This window comes from uncultured Methanobrevibacter sp. (assembly GCF_902801725.1).
Taxonomy (GTDB): domain Archaea; phylum Methanobacteriota; class Methanobacteria; order Methanobacteriales; family Methanobacteriaceae; genus Methanocatella.
This window is the reverse complement of the sequence record NZ_CADCJB010000037.1, coordinates 1-18,464: the sequence shown is the minus strand read 5'-3', so window position 1 is coordinate 18,464 and position 18,464 is coordinate 1. Positions and strand designations below refer to the sequence as shown.

Annotated in this window: 17 protein-coding genes and 1 pseudogene; 2 read left to right on the top strand and 16 right to left on the bottom strand. The window is 33.5% G+C overall.

Annotation, left to right across the window (positions count from 1 at the left end; all coding sequences use genetic code 11):
- Positions 1 to 100: 100 nt before the first annotated feature.
- The 16 genes and pseudogenes from QZV68_RS10270 to QZV68_RS08205 form a co-directional block, all read right to left on the bottom strand.
- A pseudogene (locus QZV68_RS10270) lies at positions 101 to 685 on the bottom strand (DEAD/DEAH box helicase family protein); the annotation flags it as partial.
- A gap of 1 nt (position 686) precedes the next feature.
- Positions 687 to 1,106, bottom strand: coding sequence for a zinc ribbon domain-containing protein (locus QZV68_RS08275; RefSeq protein ID WP_296880438.1), 420 nt, complete (start codon positions 1,104 to 1,106; stop codon positions 687 to 689).
- Between the two features lie 13 nt (positions 1,107 to 1,119).
- Positions 1,120 to 2,196 (bottom strand): zinc ribbon domain-containing protein, encoded by a 1,077-nt coding sequence (locus QZV68_RS08270; RefSeq protein WP_296880432.1) that lies wholly within the window; start codon positions 2,194 to 2,196, stop codon positions 1,120 to 1,122.
- A complete protein-coding gene (locus tag QZV68_RS08265) occupies positions 2,186 to 3,652 on the bottom strand; it encodes an AAA family ATPase (RefSeq protein ID WP_296880430.1) in 1,467 nt (488 codons plus the stop codon). The genes QZV68_RS08270 and QZV68_RS08265 overlap by 11 nt, the downstream gene beginning before the upstream one ends.
- 104 nt (positions 3,653 to 3,756) lie before the next feature.
- Positions 3,757 to 4,146: a hypothetical protein gene (locus QZV68_RS08260; RefSeq protein WP_296880428.1), complete on the bottom strand. Its 390-nt coding sequence runs from the start codon at positions 4,144 to 4,146 to the stop codon at positions 3,757 to 3,759.
- Positions 4,147 to 4,461: 315 nt separating this feature from the next.
- Positions 4,462 to 5,193 (bottom strand): hypothetical protein, encoded by a 732-nt coding sequence (locus tag QZV68_RS08255; protein WP_296880426.1) that lies wholly within the window; start codon positions 5,191 to 5,193, stop codon positions 4,462 to 4,464.
- A 125-nt stretch (positions 5,194 to 5,318) separates the two neighbouring features.
- The gene (locus tag QZV68_RS08250; RefSeq protein WP_296880405.1) at positions 5,319 to 5,621 is read right to left on the bottom strand and encodes a hypothetical protein; all 303 of its coding nucleotides are present in this window, start codon (positions 5,619 to 5,621) and stop codon (positions 5,319 to 5,321) included.
- 151 nt (positions 5,622 to 5,772) lie between these two features.
- Positions 5,773 to 6,690: an SseB family protein gene (locus tag QZV68_RS08245; RefSeq protein WP_296880402.1), complete on the bottom strand. Its 918-nt coding sequence runs from the start codon at positions 6,688 to 6,690 to the stop codon at positions 5,773 to 5,775.
- A 355-nt stretch (positions 6,691 to 7,045) separates the two neighbouring features.
- Positions 7,046 to 8,470, bottom strand: a complete 1,425-nt coding sequence (locus tag QZV68_RS08240) for a RecB family exonuclease (RefSeq protein WP_296880400.1) — start codon at positions 8,468 to 8,470, stop codon at positions 7,046 to 7,048.
- Positions 8,448 to 10,316, bottom strand: a complete 1,869-nt coding sequence (locus QZV68_RS08235; RefSeq protein ID WP_296880397.1) for a UvrD-helicase domain-containing protein — start codon at positions 10,314 to 10,316, stop codon at positions 8,448 to 8,450. The genes QZV68_RS08240 and QZV68_RS08235 overlap by 23 nt, the downstream gene beginning before the upstream one ends.
- A 70-nt stretch (positions 10,317 to 10,386) precedes the next feature.
- On the bottom strand, positions 10,387 to 11,706 hold the full coding sequence (locus QZV68_RS08230; RefSeq protein WP_296880395.1) for an LlaJI family restriction endonuclease: 1,320 nt from the start codon (positions 11,704 to 11,706) through the stop codon (positions 10,387 to 10,389).
- Positions 11,703 to 14,252, bottom strand: a complete 2,550-nt coding sequence (locus QZV68_RS08225; protein WP_296880392.1) for an AAA family ATPase — start codon at positions 14,250 to 14,252, stop codon at positions 11,703 to 11,705. The genes QZV68_RS08230 and QZV68_RS08225 overlap by 4 nt, the downstream gene beginning before the upstream one ends.
- Positions 14,253 to 14,405: 153 nt before the next feature.
- A complete protein-coding gene (locus QZV68_RS08220; RefSeq protein ID WP_296880391.1) occupies positions 14,406 to 16,286 on the bottom strand; it encodes a DUF2075 domain-containing protein in 1,881 nt (626 codons plus the stop codon).
- A gap of 2 nt (positions 16,287 to 16,288) precedes the next feature.
- The gene (locus QZV68_RS08215; protein WP_296880389.1) at positions 16,289 to 16,603 is read right to left on the bottom strand and encodes a nucleotide pyrophosphohydrolase; all 315 of its coding nucleotides are present in this window, start codon (positions 16,601 to 16,603) and stop codon (positions 16,289 to 16,291) included.
- A gap of 261 nt (positions 16,604 to 16,864) precedes the next feature.
- A complete protein-coding gene (locus QZV68_RS08210) occupies positions 16,865 to 17,062 on the bottom strand; it encodes a hypothetical protein (protein WP_296880387.1) in 198 nt (65 codons plus the stop codon).
- A 133-nt stretch (positions 17,063 to 17,195) separates the two neighbouring features.
- On the bottom strand, positions 17,196 to 17,393 hold the full coding sequence (locus QZV68_RS08205) for a hypothetical protein (protein WP_091699469.1): 198 nt from the start codon (positions 17,391 to 17,393) through the stop codon (positions 17,196 to 17,198).
- Between the two features lie 234 nt (positions 17,394 to 17,627).
- Between QZV68_RS08205 and QZV68_RS08200 the strand changes: the two genes are divergently transcribed.
- Together QZV68_RS08200 and QZV68_RS08195 are read left to right on the top strand one after the other, a co-directional pair.
- Positions 17,628 to 18,005 (top strand): hypothetical protein, encoded by a 378-nt coding sequence (locus QZV68_RS08200; RefSeq protein WP_296880384.1) that lies wholly within the window; start codon positions 17,628 to 17,630, stop codon positions 18,003 to 18,005.
- Positions 18,006 to 18,110: 105 nt separating this feature from the next.
- The coding region (locus QZV68_RS08195) for a hypothetical protein (RefSeq protein ID WP_296880382.1) at positions 18,111 to 18,464 on the top strand (354 nt) is incomplete at its 3' end.

Below are 18,464 nucleotides of genomic sequence, written 5' to 3'. Positions count from 1 at the left end.
TTTCGATAAAATCAATCCAGACGTCATGGCCTCCATGAGCAAGCTGGCTTACCCTCGTCTTTGATAGATTTATTCCAACGTATTCCTTGAGGTCTCTTCTGTTGAACTCAAGGGTCAGCTGGCTCATGATCATGCTTTCGATATTGTGGGCCTCATCGCAAATCATCAATGGCCTTTTTTTGAAGTCCTCGACATAGTTGAGCTCCAAAAACATGTACGGATAGTTTGCTATCACCACATCAGATTCAAGGGCCATATGCTTCTGGTAAAGGTATCTGCAGGTGTTTTCCTCGATGACTTCTTCATGGCTGATTCTGTATTTGCACCTGTGGGACTCCAGTACGCATTTTCCCTCATCGCAGCCCACATCCGAGAGCCTGCATCTGAAGTTTGACCTTCCCTTGACCACCTGAAAGTCGGCAAAGTCCTTTGCATACTGGTCCTGAAGCTGCTTTGTGATGGTGAGGATATATGATGAATCGAATATCCTTGCAAGGGTGGCGGCTATAGCAGATTTTCCAGTTCCGGTTCCCGCTTCAAGAATGATGTACTTGTATCCCTGATTTATTGCTTCAAGGATTTCTGAGACTGCCTCAAGCTGGTTGGTTCTCGGGCTTTTGAAAGGAAAATATCTCAATGCCTCAGGGCTAATTTCTGAATAAGTGGTGTATGCCCATTTTGTCATGCTAATCAGTATGAATAGAAATCGAATTTCCGGAAACGTTCATTTCATGTGAGTTTGCATCCCCGATTGACACGGTTGAGCTTTCATTTTCTGGATTTGCATCCTCGACTTCTGATATGCTTGAAACGTATGTTTCCTCCTCATCATCATTGGAAAATATTGTTGACGGGTTAATCTGGTCGAAAACACTTTGATCTGATGCTTTAGGAAGAGTCAGTGTATCTCCTCCAAAAAATTCATTTGCAGCCCCTGCTGCGATAAGAAGAATTACTATAATGCATGCTATGACGATTGCCTTTCTTATTGTCGATGCTGACTTGAACCTGTCAATAAATGATTCCTTTGTAGTGAGGTCGTTTCCGCATCCTCCGCAATACTTTGCACTGTTCGGCAGTATTTTACCGCAATAAGGGCATTTCATCTAACTACTCCCATCAATATTCCTTGATTGAACCTATCAGATTTTCCATATCGTCCAAAAGTCCTCCGACGTCATCGTCCTTGGTTGAATCCAGTGAAAGGACAAGCTCATTTATCAAATCATCCATCTTGTCTATAAGTGAATTGAGGATTTCAAATTTTGATTTCAGTTCGTCATCTATACGCTTTGAATCCTCGCTTGCAAGACTTATGATGTTTTCTATGTTATCCGCTTCCTCATTGAATAGTTTTGTTGAGCTGTCAACCACTGATATGAACTTGTTGTATGTAAGCTGAGGAGGCTGGAATTTCTTTTCTATAAGCTCCCTTGCACGGCCTTCCCTTTTCATGTATGCTGTTTTCATGCCTGCAAGCTCATCTTTGTACTTTTCGAATTTGGATGATGTTACCTCAACAACAGGTTCACTCTCTTCAATTGGTTTTTTATCCTTTTCAGGCTTTATTTTTGGCTTTTTTTGTGAAGGCAGCTTACCGTTTTTAGGATTGTCGTTTGTTAACTTGTGAACAGCAAAACCTACAATGTATACTGGAGCGGTGAAAATCAAACATGCCAATATTGCACCAAATATTGGGATTTTGGCATCAGCTAAGATGAACATGAAGATTCCAAAGATTATGAAGCATGCTATTTTTGTCTTTGCAAGGACAAATTCCCCGGTGTTTCTGTTCTGCCAGAAGAAAAGCATATGCTTCAAGTCTGTGAAAAAGCCATAGTCGTTGTTTTCAATCACTGCCTTTGTAGGCCTTCCCCTTACGATATGTAAACCGAATCCAACCAGGAATATGATTGCAGAAACAATGAGTCCAAGGAGAATCGCTCCAAAGGTATAAGGCATTGTGAAGCTCATCAGAATAAAGATCACCAGAATGAATATTGCCGCAACCTTGGATTTGGACATTACAAACCTTCCGTTGTATTGCCAGTAAAACAGTGACTGGACAAAGCTCGGCTTAACGTTTGAAGTTATGACCTCTGCTGTGTATCTGAATGATGTTGACTTGCAGTTGGGACAAAACTTAACGCCTGAATCCACCTTTTCGCCACAGTTTTTGCAGTATTTATAACCCATCTTCTTCACCTACCAAAAAATCTTCATATGTCAATGTATTAAGTTCCTCATCCGTTATTTCATCTTCACCGGCCAGCCTGTTTGCCTGTGCGGTCACTACCTCTTCAAAAAGATTTCTAACGGCACGTCCGTTTGCAAAGTTTTTGGACCTGTTGTCATACATCCTCTTCATGTACTGCCTGAGGTATTCCTCGCCGGGCTCGTCAAGCGTCATGTTTGACTCCTCGCACATGAGGCGGAATATATCGCATAGCTCCTCATCGGTGTAGTCCTCGAAGTATATGAACTTGTTGAACCTTGACTCCAGGCCGGGATTTGAGTTTAAAAACCTGTCCATGAGTTCAGGATATCCAGCAACTATGACTATCAAATCATCGCGGTGGTCCTCCATTGCCTTTAAAAGAGTGTCGATTGCCTCTGCGCCGTAGTCGTTTTCGCTTGAAGATGTCAGGCTGTATGCCTCATCGATAAAAAGTATTCCACCCATTGCAGACTGGATTATTTCCTGGGTTTTTATTGCAGTCTGGCCCACATAGCCTCCAACAAGTCCTGAACGGTCGGTTTCAACCAGATGGCCCTTGCTTAAAAGTCCCATTTCATGATATATCTTTGAAAGAAGCCTTGCAACGGTTGTCTTTCCGGTTCCTGGATTTCCCGAAAATACAAGATGCAGGCTCATTGCAGGCTGGGCAATGCCCCTTTCACGCCTTATCTTTCTTATCCGTACAAGGTTTATAAGTGAGTTGACGTCCTTTTTAACCTTCTTGAGACCTACCAATTTGTTCAGCTTTTCAAGGTATTCGTCAAGTGAGTGTGATTCCTCTTTGATTTCTTCTGTTATTTCTTCTTCGATTTCATCTTCAGTTTCGATTAATCTTATTGGCTTTACATCCACATCGCAGTCCCTGAGTCTGTCTTCAAGCTTTGAGATGTAGTCGGAATAGAGCTTCAATACGTTCTCGTCAAGCTCGTTGTCTGCGGTTATGAAAAACTTTCCAAAAAGCTTGTAGCAGCCGAAAAGCTCGTTTGCGGAGTTGAGCTCATGCATGTTCATTGCCTGGCCATATGAATCAAGCTCCAAAAGACATTGAAATGACATTGGAAAATCGTCAATTTCAGCCCGACCTGCGATATCTTCACTGGAATAGTCAAAGCCCAAAAGATCATTGATGAATTCAAGCTCGTTGTCAGTAATCCTTCCGTCTCCCATTGCAAGATAACTGAAATATCTCAAAAGGTCATCGGCTATCATATCCTCAACGGATAATCCTTTGATGTCTTCAGGGATGTTCGGTCTGAAAACGCTTATTGTGCTGACAAGAAAGTTGAGATTGGTCAGATAGGGCGTCAGATAATCCATATGGATTTTGTCCACATCAGACTGGCAGCTCTGACAGGTTTCCTGACTGTTGTCCAAAATTTTTCCGCAATCACTGCAAATGGTCCACTCCAACATAGAAATACCTTCATATTATTTAATAATATATTTTCAGTTGAAAGATAAATAACTTATGTATACAAATATAAAAAAAGGATGGTGACGGCACCATCAATATTGAGCTACTGTTCGGAGAGGATTTTCCATTCCATATACTTGTAGTAGAGCTCCTCGTCCTTGACTTTCAAATCTTCCAGAAACTGCTTGCGCTTTTCCTCGTCAAACTTGGACATGACCTCTTCAAGCGCAATGAACGGAGAGTGGTGAACCTCTTTTGGATTGGAATTCTTTTCATACATCTTGATTTTAATCAAATCACAAAGCTCCTTGAGATAGTCAATATTTGACATATAGACGACTTCAGGACTTGGATCACGTTCATAGTACTTTTTCGGCAGCTTATTGTTTTCAAAGTCCTGCATGAACTCGACAATCCTGTCCCTTTCCTGGAGAATCTTCTTTAAACTTGCAGCTTCAAACTCTTTTCTGTAATCTTTAGGATGCAGCATCATGTTATCACATCATATAAAAGATATCTACTTCATTGCTTTTATTATTATCCCGCATCATTAAAAATAGAATATCCTCATGTAATTATAATTATCCGTATTCTTCACCGACCCAACCCATGTTGACATCAGGCCAGCAACATTCTTCACAACAGTCCCATATCATTACTGCACCGCAACTTGGACATTCGCAGTAAATCAAAAAAATTAAACAAGCTCTTAGAAGGAATAGAATATTGTGTCGCAGACAATAAAAAAGAATAATCGGTAAATATTACAATAAAAAGTGTTACATTAATGTAACACTTTAAAATATAATTAAGCTGTGGTGGTCTCAACATTTGATGAACTACTACTTTCAGAACTTGATGAACTTGAACTTCTATCATCATATCCATAATCATATCCATAATCAGGATAATTAATTGAATCATCATAACCCTGTAAATATCCATCAGCTCTGGCCCTGTTCAAATCTTCTTGAGTATACTTTTTATTATTGGCATCGTCAACATTCGAATTATTAGAAGGTTCGCTAGTAGTTGCTGTACTATCTTCCTCAATTGTATCATTAGTTGCATTAGTTTTATTCACAGTTGCACCGTTAAATTTCACATGGTCTGCTATATAGTTCACTACCTCTTCATTTTCACCCATTACACTAATTGATTCACCTGTTGCTTCATTCATCACCATACGGGTGTATACTTTCTTGCCGTTCTGTTCCAATGCCATATTATCGTTCAAGTCTGCCCCTACATTTGCCCCATCAACAGTACTATGACTATATGTGATCTGCATTACTTCATTGTTACCGAATAATGCCTTGGTTGTTGAAGCTACATTAGAACCCATAATATTACTGTTGGAATTTAAGTCTCCTGCCCCATTGTTGAATTTAATCCATGTTGGTAATTCAATGCTACATGTTGCACTGAAGTTATATGGTTCATAGGTCTTTTCATGTGGTGTTCCAATGCTGATTACAATACCAATTGCGAATATTGAAATGATTGCAACCAGAATTATTATTAAATATTTCTTTTCCATTGCTTTTCATCTCTTGTTCTATTAATATCAACTGTATGTTAGTTGATATTACTATGTGTACAAGTTAATTATATACATTTGCAATATTTTATGGATTTATTAAATTCTTTTGGTATTTTCACCATTCAACCATATTCCTCCCCAAGCCATCCCTGATTGACGTCAGGCCAACCGCATTCTTCACAAACATCCCCAATAATTACAGCACCGCAGCTTGGACATTCACAGTAATCCGGGCCAGGTGTGTCGGTTTTGCCTTCGTTTTCACAGTATGGACACTCCCACAGGTCTCCTGAAATGGTGTATAGGGTATCGCAGTTTTCGCATCGGAGGAATCCTTCACCGTAGTCATCCTCACCGCAGAAAGGACATTCGTATTCAACGTCTTGCTCATCTATCTGGTGTCCGCACTCGTAGCATTCAAACATGGTTTAATCTCCAAAATGTAATTCATAACATTCAGTCGTCATAGTAATCATATCCCCAGTCGGGGCTGTCTGATAAATCTGAACCGCATTCCTCGCATACTGCATTGCTTGAGTCATTAATGTGACCGCATACGCTACATGTTATCATTTTTTAAACCTCCATTAAAAACATACACAACATTGCCTTATTAAGCTTCGGATTGTTGCATGTTTTCTCAATTACTTCTGAGTAATCAAGCAGTGTTTCTCTTGTCAATAATATCTGTTCATTTCCAGGATTGATAATCAGACCATCCATGTCCTCGTTTAGAACAAACATGACCATGTGTGCCGGGTTGACTATCTGAGAATACTTTTTGAAAGGTGTATTTATTGCCGTCATCTTCTCTTCAGAGGTATAGACAGTTGCATATTCTCCTCCCAAATGGTCAATGTAGAGAAATCCCACCGGATTATCTTTAGACGATGATATAATACCATCTTCAGCATTGTCGGATAAATCATCCTTTGAAAGCATCAGTGTGAGAAGGGTTGATGATGACATCACTTCAAAAAGCTCATCATATTTTGCGATATTTTTAGGGTCTTTTATGAAGCTTTCAAGCTTTTCATTGTTTATTGAATCTTTTAAGTTTTTAAGTTCTTTTGAGTTATATGCATCATCGGTAGGGAAGTTGAAATCAGGCAAATCCTTAAAGCTGTCCATAAGATCACGTGGCATGATAAATCCTTCACTTTTGAAGTTGAGGATGTATCCTGAAAGGTCAGTCTTTTTCAAAAAATCAACGTATGTTGTGAAGAAATGCTCCTTTGATCCGACCCCATAATCGGGAAAAACCTTATTGAACTCGTCCATGTCAGTAAAAAGCATGCCAAAAACTCCAATTTCTGTTTTGACAGTTGACATGTCCATCAAATCTTCTCCAAAATTGCCTGCAATTATAAGACTGGAATGCTTGAATTCCTCAAATAACCTTACATATGCCTCAAGGGGAGCATCATCCCCCAACGTCATGACTTCATACAATACTTTTCTTAAATGCTTATGCTTGAGGGTTGATTTTCTCATTTTTTATCACCTGGAAAATATAAATTATTTATTAAATTTCTTTTCTTTAAGTTATACATTAATTGTTAATAATTTATGACCAATAATATTTAAAAAATTTGACTTTATAGAGATTATAGAATTTATGCAAAAAAATTTCAAAATTACTAAATTAATCTAATTAACCATATTCTAATTTATACTTGAAATTTCACATTAATTAGAAAAAATAAGGAATATATAATAAAATAGAATATAAACCTCAAAAAAATACCCATTTTCCAGTCTAAAAAAGACTATCCGTTAAACACACTCCAAAAATACTTCCAAAGATTATCCACACAAATATTTCACAAATTAAATAATATATTTATAATTAAATTTCTTTTTGTGAATTACAGATATTTTTGTACTGACAGTACTTACAGTCATCACAGGAACATGACGTGAATTTTCCTTCATGAATATCTTCTGCAACACGTTCAAGTTCAAGCTTTAACTCTTCGATGTATTCCTCGTCAATATCAAAGTCAATCATCTTTTTGGATTTGATTGTATAAACCTGAAGATTGGATATTTCTTTTCCTTCATATTCCTGATTTTGGTCACGAAGTGCTAAAACATACAGGTGAAGCTGCTTTTTAAACTTATCTTTGTATTTGGCTTCAAGACGTGTATTTTTATAATCAATTATACCCAGTTTACCGTCAACTTCATAGATTAAGTCAACGACTCCTTTAAGAGCATAGTTTTTATCTTTCAGGTAGAACGGATATTCACTGTCCAGTATCTTTAGGTCATTACCATAATTTTTGTAGTAGTAAATGACATTGCCTGTAACTTCATTCAGCTGTTTATTATATTCAGCAGGGTCTTCTTCATGCAGTTCTTCATTTGATTTTTCAAATAGGTCTGTTATGATTTCAACAACTTTATCTTCGCCAATAAATGCATTATTATTGTTTATGATTTCTTTGTTGATGATTTCCAGTGCTTTGTGAACAAATATTCCTTCATCGATTTCCTGTTTTTCAGAAATGCTGAAACCTATCTGATTTGCCAATTTATATCTGAACGGACAGTTATTGTAGTTTTCCAGAGCTGTAAAACTTAAATCAATGCAGTAACTATCATCATTTTCTTCTGTTTTTCTGGCTAATGTCTGGATATCGATATTGTTTGGATCAATTAAAACACAATCATTTTCCAAATTCTCGTTTATTGCACTTTGAATGCGTTCAGGTCCTTTTGGAAGTTTGGTGAATTCCCCAGATTTCAGTGCAGAGTGTTTGGCAGGTTCACAGTCATCAACAATGGATGACAATATTAAAGTATCTTCTGCACGGGTCATTGCAACATAAATTATTCTTTCTTCTTCCATTTCATGAGACAATTCTTCTCCAAACTCTTCATCAAATTTAGGGTATATCAGACAGTCATCAGGAGTATAATATGTAGGACTTCCAAATATCCAACCTGATTTTGGGTTTGGGTCAATGAATTTCATAGGGAAGTTATCTTTTTTAAGTGACGGAACAATAACAACAGGAAATTCTAGTCCTTTAGATTGATGTATAGTCATAATCTGAATTCCATCTGTGTCTTCACTGTAGCTGGAATGGCCTCCAACGGTTCTATATATAAACCAGAATGCACCTCTGATATCCCGTTCAAATCTGACTTCGACGAATGTTTGAAGTGAAGAGGTGAGCTGTGAGAGATTATAAATCAAATCATCATTGTCCAAAACCTTATCTTCAGATAAAAATCCTGTAATGTCAGTCAAAAAATTCCAAATCATCCTCATTTGTTATTCCATATTCAATCAGGTTTTCATTTGAAAGTACCGGTCGGGTAACCTCATCAAATATTTCAATAAGCATTTCTTCGGGACGTTCCAAAACCTTTGCAAATGATTTTTTACCGCCTGATTTATGGTCTCTTAACCAGACACGGTTTTCTGTTGTGACGACTTCCTCTTCAAAGTCATTTTGAAGATTATACAATATTTCTTTGGTTTCATCTGACAGTTCAAATAATATCTGGTCAGCATATGCTTTCAGATTAAGCCAATCCGCTTCCCACCTGTTAAAGAAGTGTTTGTGCGGATCATCATCTGATACCAAATGATAGAATAACGTCAGGACTGATTTTATTTCAGGCCGGTCAATCAGATTACTTAAACCCCTGATTTGATAGTCAATTGCTTGCTCTTTTAATTTGTCAAGCAAACCTTCAATGCATCTTGAACTGCTTTTATTTAAGGAACGGAATAAAATTCCGATATCTGATAATTTACTGACTTTATTGTTTTCAATCAGATATTTGATTACTTTGAAGATATTTTCTGCTTCAGCACTGCTGTTCTCATTTACCAGGTAGTATGTGGGATTGTGAACTTCACGTCCGCATCTGGCTTTTCCAAGTGCTGAATCAGCAGGTCTTTGATGTTTAATGAAATCTTCTGAAATATTGATTATCTCCCATGTGGAACGATAATTGGTCGGAAGGCTTTTAAATTCAAATTCATCTGAGTGGTGTTTTGCCAGATAAGTAAACGGATTTATGTTTGAGCCTCTAAAACCGTAAATACTTTGGTTAATGTCTCCCACGACGGTAAATGAATCTGCTGTTTTCATTAAGTTTTCAAAAAGTTCCATCTGCATCGGGTCGCTGTCCTGAAACTCATCTATCAAGATATTTGTAAAAGGTGTTTTAAAGCTGTCTTTTTTAACAATTTCAAGAGCATCTTTTTGAAGGTGTGCAAAATCAATTGCTTTTTCACGTTTTAAAATATCTTCATAAATAGGATATGATTTTGCAATTTGAAGGTATCTTGCATTATATTTTGATTTTTTAAATACATCATTTTCTTTTACTTCATCATAGGGATATTTGCCGTCATTTTCTTCCATATAATTTCTGACGAAGGTTACATATTCAGGATCAACCGGTCTTTCAGCTTTAATATAATCAATCAGCTGGCCTGTTTTAACACCAAAAGAGCAGTACTCATTATACTTGCTTACGATATCCGGAATATCGCTGTTTGACATGTATGCTTCTTTAACAAAACCAAGCTCTTCCATATGTTTTCCAATAAATAACAGGTTTTTCTCACCGGCATCATCTGAAATTACGTTTAAGCCAACCTGGCCGTTTTCCTCAAGGATTCTGCCGCAGAATGAATGAATTGTTGAGATGTGCATCTTTTGAACATCACTTTTAAGCAGGTCTCCTTCAGCCAATCTTTCCTGAAGCTCTTCAGCCGCTTTGGTTGAAAATGTAATGATTAACAGTGTTTCAGGATCAACATTGAGTTCATTTACCATGTAATTAACTTTTTCGATTAAAACTCTGGTTTTACCAGCACCGGGGCCTGCTTCAACACTTAAAAACTTATCCCCATCGTATGTTACAATTTCTTCCTGTTCTTCGTTTAAATCAATTGCAATATCCTTGAATTCCGGAAACTTGCTTAAAAATTCTTTCAACTGAATATCTGCATCGTTCCTGTCAAACTTCAAATCCTCTGGAATTGGATAGTTTTCAATTAAAAAAGGAACTTCCAGATTATTTGAAGCACAAATTTCTTTGATTTTTTCCTGAGATTTTAAAAATTTCTGTTTTTTGATTATGTATGACATTATTTCAACCCGAAAATGATTTTGTATTTAACTTGTTAGTATATTTATTGTCAATAACATAAAAGAATTACTAAATCAAAAATTTCAAATTGAGTTTTTTAATACTCATTTTCTTGTTATCCAAATAATGTTGATTAATTTCTCCAGCCGGAAGCATAATAATCTGAATATCCTCCAAATGCAAATCAGACAATATCTCAAGTTTTGCTATTCCGAGATTTTCAATTTCACCACCATATTTTGGAAGCAAAAATGCATTTTTAACGCCACTAAAATTATTTTCTTTAATGAATTTTCTGTAAGCTAACTCGTACAAGTATTGTTTTGTTATACTTTCAAGGCCTGGTTGGCCGGATAAATTATTTTCATCAAAATTCAATTTGTAGTATTTGGCATCTAAAATAATAAACTGATTTTCATAAAACGTTACAATATCTGGAATAAATGTCCCATCTGCCTCTTTTGGATAAATATTTTTATAAATCCATTGAGGCTTTTTGATAACATCAATTAATTTAGTTTTTTTACCTTTAAACTCCACAATACTGTTTAACTTATCATCAAACACTTTTTTAAGCATCGCTTCCCAAATTACATGATAGGAATTTGTTCCGAATAATGTCAAGTAATTTTCATTGGAAAATGAATTCTGTTGCTTTATGAAAGTATGCATTGATTTTAGAAGTTTTATTTTATGTGAGTTAAACTCAACATGCAATTCCTTTTCAAATTTATTCAAGATAAACTCCAATTCTCCAAATTCATATAGTTCTTTATCTGTGAGTTCTACTGGTGTCAGGTCAAATAACTCAAGTAAGCCTGCCTTTTCAAGTCGCCTAGAACAGACTGTAATGATGTATTCATGCAAAAGTCTGAAATAATCATACAAATCATCTATTTTGTATTTGGTGTATAATTCAACATAGTAGGGTTTGCTGTCCTTAATTACAGGATCTGTGTAGTTAATTGTACGGTTCCAGTCAATTTCACCGTTTCCATTAACTTCCAGAATATTCTCTACATTTGAATATATACCATACTCATAGTAATCCTCCAAAAAGAACACCATCATAGACAACAGATTGAAGGAAATATCTTCAAGCTCCTCATTTTGATAATCCAAATCATTTGAGGCATTGTATTTTTTAATAACCTGTATGATTTGTTTGAAATTATCATTTGAATAGTTGGTGAAATATTTTGGATAGCAGTTAATAACCAGTTTGTCGATTATGATTACTCCGACATATTTAAACTGATACATATCATCTTCTTTATTAACAAAGGCATAATTTATTAGCTTTTTAAAAGTATTTTCACTGTTGTCAAGAAGTTTTAGGAGCTGATTTTTAGTGTAGGGTTTCAGTTCACGAATGTTAATTGTTTTCATTCATCATCACTTATGAAATTAAAAATTTTAAGCCCGATTTTGTCAAATGCATCACAGATTTCAGAGTATGTTACATAATCCTTTGTTTTTGCACCACTGAATAAGTCGTTTCGTTTTGCTCTTGCAGCATCTTCAAACAAATACATGATAATTTTATTTTTGAATATATCTTTGAAAGTTTCTTCAGGTATTTCTTGATTCATAAATTCATTAAATGCGAAAAACGGTCCCATAAGTTTATCTTCATTGATTTTGTATGACAATAATTCATCGTTTATTTGTTTTCGTAAAGTGTTCCAGTTGACCTCTTTACCGTTGATAGTTGAATGTGTGTTTTCAATTAAATTTTCATTATTGTTGATTGAGAAATATTTGAAATCCCATCTTCGTTTGAATGCAGTATCCATTGGGAAAACTCCCTGATCTGCTGAGTTCATAGTTGCCCAGATGAAAAGATTTGAAGGTAGCTTGATTTTATCTTCATTAAGATATAATCTCATGTCTTCAGTTGTATCGATAGGGTAAATTGATTGGTGATTTTCATTTCGGTCCAATAATTGGAAAACATCCCCAAAAACAGCTGCAACATTAGCACGATTGATCTCTTCAATAATTAACAAATAGGGTTTATCCTTATTGTTTATTGCTTTTTTAAGAATTCTCATAAATGGACCTGGAACATATTTATACACAATATCCCTACCATCAGGATATGGTTTAAAAGTCCCGACGAAGTTTGCATATGAATAATCAGGATGAAAAGTTACTCTTTCATAATTATCTTCAAAATCTTCAAGCAAACTGTCTTTATCTTGATTTAAATTGTATGATTTTCCGGTCCCAGGAGCTCCAAAATAAATTAAATTTCTTTTTTTATTTGATTTAAATGGATTTTTACCCATCAATATCTCTTTAATAGGAAAAATTTCAACGACTTTTCTTTCATTATCCGCATAATTTCCTAATTTCGAATCACATATCCAATGACAAAATTCATCAAAAATTCTAATATTCAGTTTAAATGAAACAGCATCAGATAATTTTTGTAAAAATTTCTTATATTCTTTATTACTCTCAATATATCTATTTAAATCAGCAGACAATTTAATTTCATCATCCAGCATTAATGATAATAATCTAACAGTTTTTATAGCTTTACTATTGATTGGATAAAATGAAGATTCATCCAAATAAAATAGAATTGGAGACATCACACCTGTCTGAAAACCATAGCTTTTATAAACATCATTACTATAATCATTTAAAATTTCTTTTTGTTCTTCATTATTTGATGTTTCTAAAAGACCATTAACCGTATCTACAAATGCAATAGCCAAATTATTCATATCTTCATCGGAAAAATCATATTTCTTTTTGGATCTGGCCTGAATCATACCTTTTAAATCATTTCCACCAATACTAAATAACTCCAAATCCCTATGAAAAAGATTTTTCCAAAAATCATCAAACCAATTTTCATTATTGGAAATTTTCTGATTAATTAAAATCCAATCATTTTGAATTTTTTCCTTTCCAGATTCATATCTGCTGAAATGATTCTGACCCGCTTCAGTTGAATGAAAATCATCACAATATTGATTGAAAATGAAATCTAATAGTTTATTTCTGACCGATTTATCTTTACCTGCAATTCTTGCCAATATCTCATTTGCAAAATAAGAATACTTTTCATTTAATTTTACAATATTATCTGTTTTAAAAAAATATTTATCTTTAATTTTTAAATTATCCGGAACGTAAATCCAATTTATCTTACGAATATTAGTTAATACATCATTTTGATGAATATATTCACTTTCAATAATACCAATTCCACAAACAACAGTTTGACCTTTATGAGCGATGAAAATATCTCCTTCTTTAATGTCATTGACAAAAATATTAATTAAGTTAGGTTCTCTTGAGTTTTCTGGAAGAGAATCTTTCAAATATCCTTTTATTTCATTAACATTATTAAATGAACTATAATCAAGGGATTTATTATGAATCCAATAATCAATACTTACACATGAATTTTCTTTAAATAAATTCCATGCATCATCATAACTGTCTTTTTTACTTACATTCATGGACCAAATATTATAATCCACTTTTATTCTGTAATCCTTTGATGAGTTTAATGTAAAATATTTATCTAAATATTCTCCTAATTCATCATTAACTTTTATTGGGGATTGAGGTGCTGTTTTCAATCCATTTTGTTTAAGATATTCTAAAGATAATTCTTTCCTATCAACTTTTTCAATTAATCTAATTCTAAAATAGATATATTCTTTTGATTCATTATATTGATTTAAATCCTTCCAAAACTCTTTATCCTCAATAATATCTGAAGCTGGAATATTAATTTTTTCTACAACAGATTTAAACATTATTTTTCTATGTGTTTGACTACAATATAGATATACAATATCTCCTACTTCATACTTATTTTTATTTTGTCTCCAATCTATAAATCCATTTTTTTTAAATGAAGCGTCAGCATCATAAACATTAGGATTTGATGGAACTAACCATTTTTGCATTATTTAACCTCAGCAATTATTTCATCAACCAACATATAAATTTTTTAAAATATAATTTTTACAATTTTCCTCATAAGATTGTTTAAATAAATCTACAAAATTATCAGATTAAATCATTTAAAAGTAGGCAAATAATCTAAAATTATAATAATTCTATTTTTTTCGTTGCATGAACTCTAATTTTTCCTTGAAATAAGTTTGTAATCCCATATCTTCACAATAGACATAGCATCCCTTCATTCCACGACTCATCAACGTCCTGTAAGTATTTTTAATTATCGCATCAGCCAATTCCAAAGCCTGCTGGGGATTTTCATCATGCATCTTTTTTATTCCCCACAATGACCTGTCAGTTCCTGCACGCATATTAAAATCCGTGACGATATGTTCACCATCAAATCTCAAATCATTTCCAATGATAACACCTACATAATCAAACTCAAGACCCTGTGAAGTGTGAATACAACCGACTTCATTAATTGAATCATCATCTATAGCCCATGTTTTACTGTTTCCCAAATTCCAGCTCATGGAAAAGTCATCAATTACAATATCATGAACATCACTGTTATCCTTTTCATCAGTAATCCAATCCCAACAGTATCCGGCAACCAAACGTGATTTATTATTCTCAGCGTTCCTTTCAAAAATCAGATTTTTCAATTCCCCCGGCGAATCAACAACCCTGAAATCATAGTCAAAGTCAAATCCATCAAAATTTCCAGTTTCCTCAAGTTCAAGCACATCATCCAACCATGACAAATAACCATCAGAACCATTGCATCTGAACTGTGATGCCAACTTAATCTGTTTAACTTCAGCATCAAACTCTGAGGCAAACTTTTTTATCTCACCAATGCTCCCATAATCTTCAATTGAAATTCTCTGGTATTTATCAATGAAAAATACGCAAAACTTACCTGCGTTTATAATTTCTTTAATCTGATTATCGCCTTTTTTAAAAAAGCCTGTTTTCTCAGTTAATCTATGAGCCTCATCAATGATTATTGCATCATAATCATTCATCTGAGAGTCAATGAATGTCCCCGAACCTTTGAAAATATTTTTAATCCATCCGACTTTAAATTCTCCACCTTTCAGTTTTTTATAAAATACTTCACGAGGAGCCGTATTTTTTGTAACATAACAGGAATTCATATCATCCTGCATTATATCAACAAGCAAATTGATTGCTACAACTGATTTACCTGTTCCCGGACCTCCTTCAACAATTAAAACTCGTTTTTTATCATCCAAATAACTTTCACGAGCCATTTCAATAGCCATTTCATAAGCAATCTTTTGTTCATCAATCATGACAAACTCATCATTTCCCTTAAGCATACTGTATAAAGTATCCTGAAGCCTTTTGGAAGGTCTGATTTTGCCGTTGTCAATCCTGTACAAAATTTCTCCATCATCGCCATATCGAATATATTTTTTAATAAATTCCCTTAATTTAAAAATATCTCTCTGACCATATAACGGTGCTTCATCATAATATGGTCTGTATATTTCATCTGTTAACGGGTCGTCTTCTTTAAAATCATAGTTATGTAAGAATGCGCAGGGATATAGATCTATTTCATCCTCTTCAACAGTCTGGTTAAAATTCTTAATTAATGATGCATAAGACCATGCCTGATAAGACGGATGTGTTGTTTCATGAATTCCACCACCTAAAACTGTTTTTACAACACCATCTTTTCCTTCAACCTTTTCAGCCCAATCCCACTGCTTAAGTTCAATTATCACAACTGAATCATCTTCAAATTTATTTAATCCGGTTAAAATAAAATCAATTCTTTTTGATGTTGTTGGAATTGTAAATTCAATGGCTACACCACAGTCATCAGGAATTTCAGAATCCTCCAAAACATTTTTCATATATACCATTGAATTTCTCCAGGATCTGATCTGTGACTCAGGAGATTTCCCAATTTTTGCCAGATAAATATGTTCAATTTCATCAGTAATGGAACCGGCCAAAACAGAATCACAAAACTCCCCTTTTGTAGCCTCATAAACAATCATAATTAAAACTCCGTATACTTTTTGGCATTGCCTTTGGATTTTGAGACAGGATATTTAATTGCATTTTTCTTCATTTTGTTTCGGATAATTTCTTTAATGTCCAAATTTAGGGAATCAGCCATATACATGCAATAAATCAGAACATCCGCAAGTTCATCTGCAACTTCACTTTCATCATATTCCTTTCCCCATTGAAAATGTTCCAGAAGTTCAGCCGCTTCAATAGAAATGGATTTAGCTAAGTTTTCAGGTGTGTGAAATTTTTTCCAATCCCTCTCCTTTTGAAATTTGATAATTTCATCTTGTAATTCCTGCATGAGTAAACCTTCTAAATTAGATACAATATTATATCTTCTTTGAAATATTTACTTATTTCTAAAATAATACTAAAATATGTTGAGGATATGACACAAAGACAGTATTATTCTAATTTTATTTTCATTTAATTTAATATATTATGAAGTACACTCTTCCATCATATATAATCTGTGTGGTTGTTTTATTTACTCGATTCATAGTGATGGTTCTCTTATAAATCCATTACTCTTTCAAGTTCCTGTTTTCTTTCCTTTAATTAACTAGTATTCTCTTTGTTTCATAATCATTTCATAATTGGGATTGTTGTGTATTAGTGTTATGGTTTCCTGTGCATCGCCGATAGCTATTAGCATGGCTCCAAGTTCGTATGCATCCTTGTGTGTAAAACTTGATTCTTCTACTATTTTTTTGAGTGTAATTTCAACTATTGTGCTGATGTTGGTTTTTTCCGGTAACATAATACATATATTTATTATGCATTATATATAATTTTATTATAAAAAAAATATAAAAGTAATAATAAATATTACTTTCACAATTGAAAAATAGTTTTTATTTAAGAGTTATATACATGAGATATATTTTTTGAAGCTATTCTTCGTCATCCATTTCGTCAAGTTCCTTTTGGAGGTCGTGGATTTGCATTTCCTTGTAAAATCTTTCGAACTTTCCTACTTCAATAAGATAAGCTGAAACTTCAAGAGCATCTCTATAGGTATAATTGGACTCTTTGATAATTTGCTTTTTATCTTCATCCATGTAGGATGAAGTATTATTTATATTGGCCATAGCTATTACAACCTGTATATAATAATTAATATAATATTTTATTATTTCAATTATATAAATTATCATTAAAAAATTCATGACCAGTATGTTATTAAAATTTCAAAAATAAGAATTAATTGTCTATATATAGTTGAATTAATTATGGAGTTTTTTTATAAAAAAAGTTGAATAATGATTTGAAAAGTAATTTTTATAATTAGAAAGAAAACAAAAATTAAAATAGGAGTTAATAAAATGTCATATGATTTAAAAAATGTAGAAGAAAAGTTCCATGAATACTTAAAAGAAAGATTAAACGAAGAAATTTATCGTATAGATGAAATCAAGATAACAGAAGAATTATTAGAAAAAGAAGCAGCATTTTATATACCTTTCGGATGGATATCCTACTTTTTAGTCATCGAAGATGAAAAACCAGTAGTATATGCAAATGCATGTTCTAGAATGGATTTGGATGTAGTTGCTTTTATTGATGAAAACGGATATGAAGATTATTATGTATGGGCAGGAGAACATCCTGACATGGACAAAAAATATGGTATTCAAGCCAAAAAAGTTAAAAGATTCAATTACGAAGAAGATTTGAAATTTATAAGTGATGTTGAAAGATAATATTTAAAAAGTTGGTTTTGAGTTAGATGTTAATGATAACAGATATAGTTTTCATTTGCTCTTTTACAATAGATGATGTTAATATGATTAGTAGATGTGAATAAAATGAAAGATTTTATAGATAAAAAAGGTGAATTTTGGTTTGAAACTGATGAAGAATATAAATTTTGTGGGAAACTTATTGAGAAAACAAATAGCTTTTTTTTAAAAACAGATATTGACAAAAATATTATTATACCTAAAAAATATGTAACAATCGTTGGAAGAATTGGAAACAATCCTATAACTTTGTATAAATGCTCTTTAACCAATAATCCCCTTAAAAAAGTTTTTTTAGTCAGATATGTATTTGAAAATTATAATAATGAAACAAAGCAAAATTTCAACACCATTAATATTAAGTTCCATAATTTAGAGGAATTGATTGAAAAAGACTCATTTGATACTACTTTTGAAAAC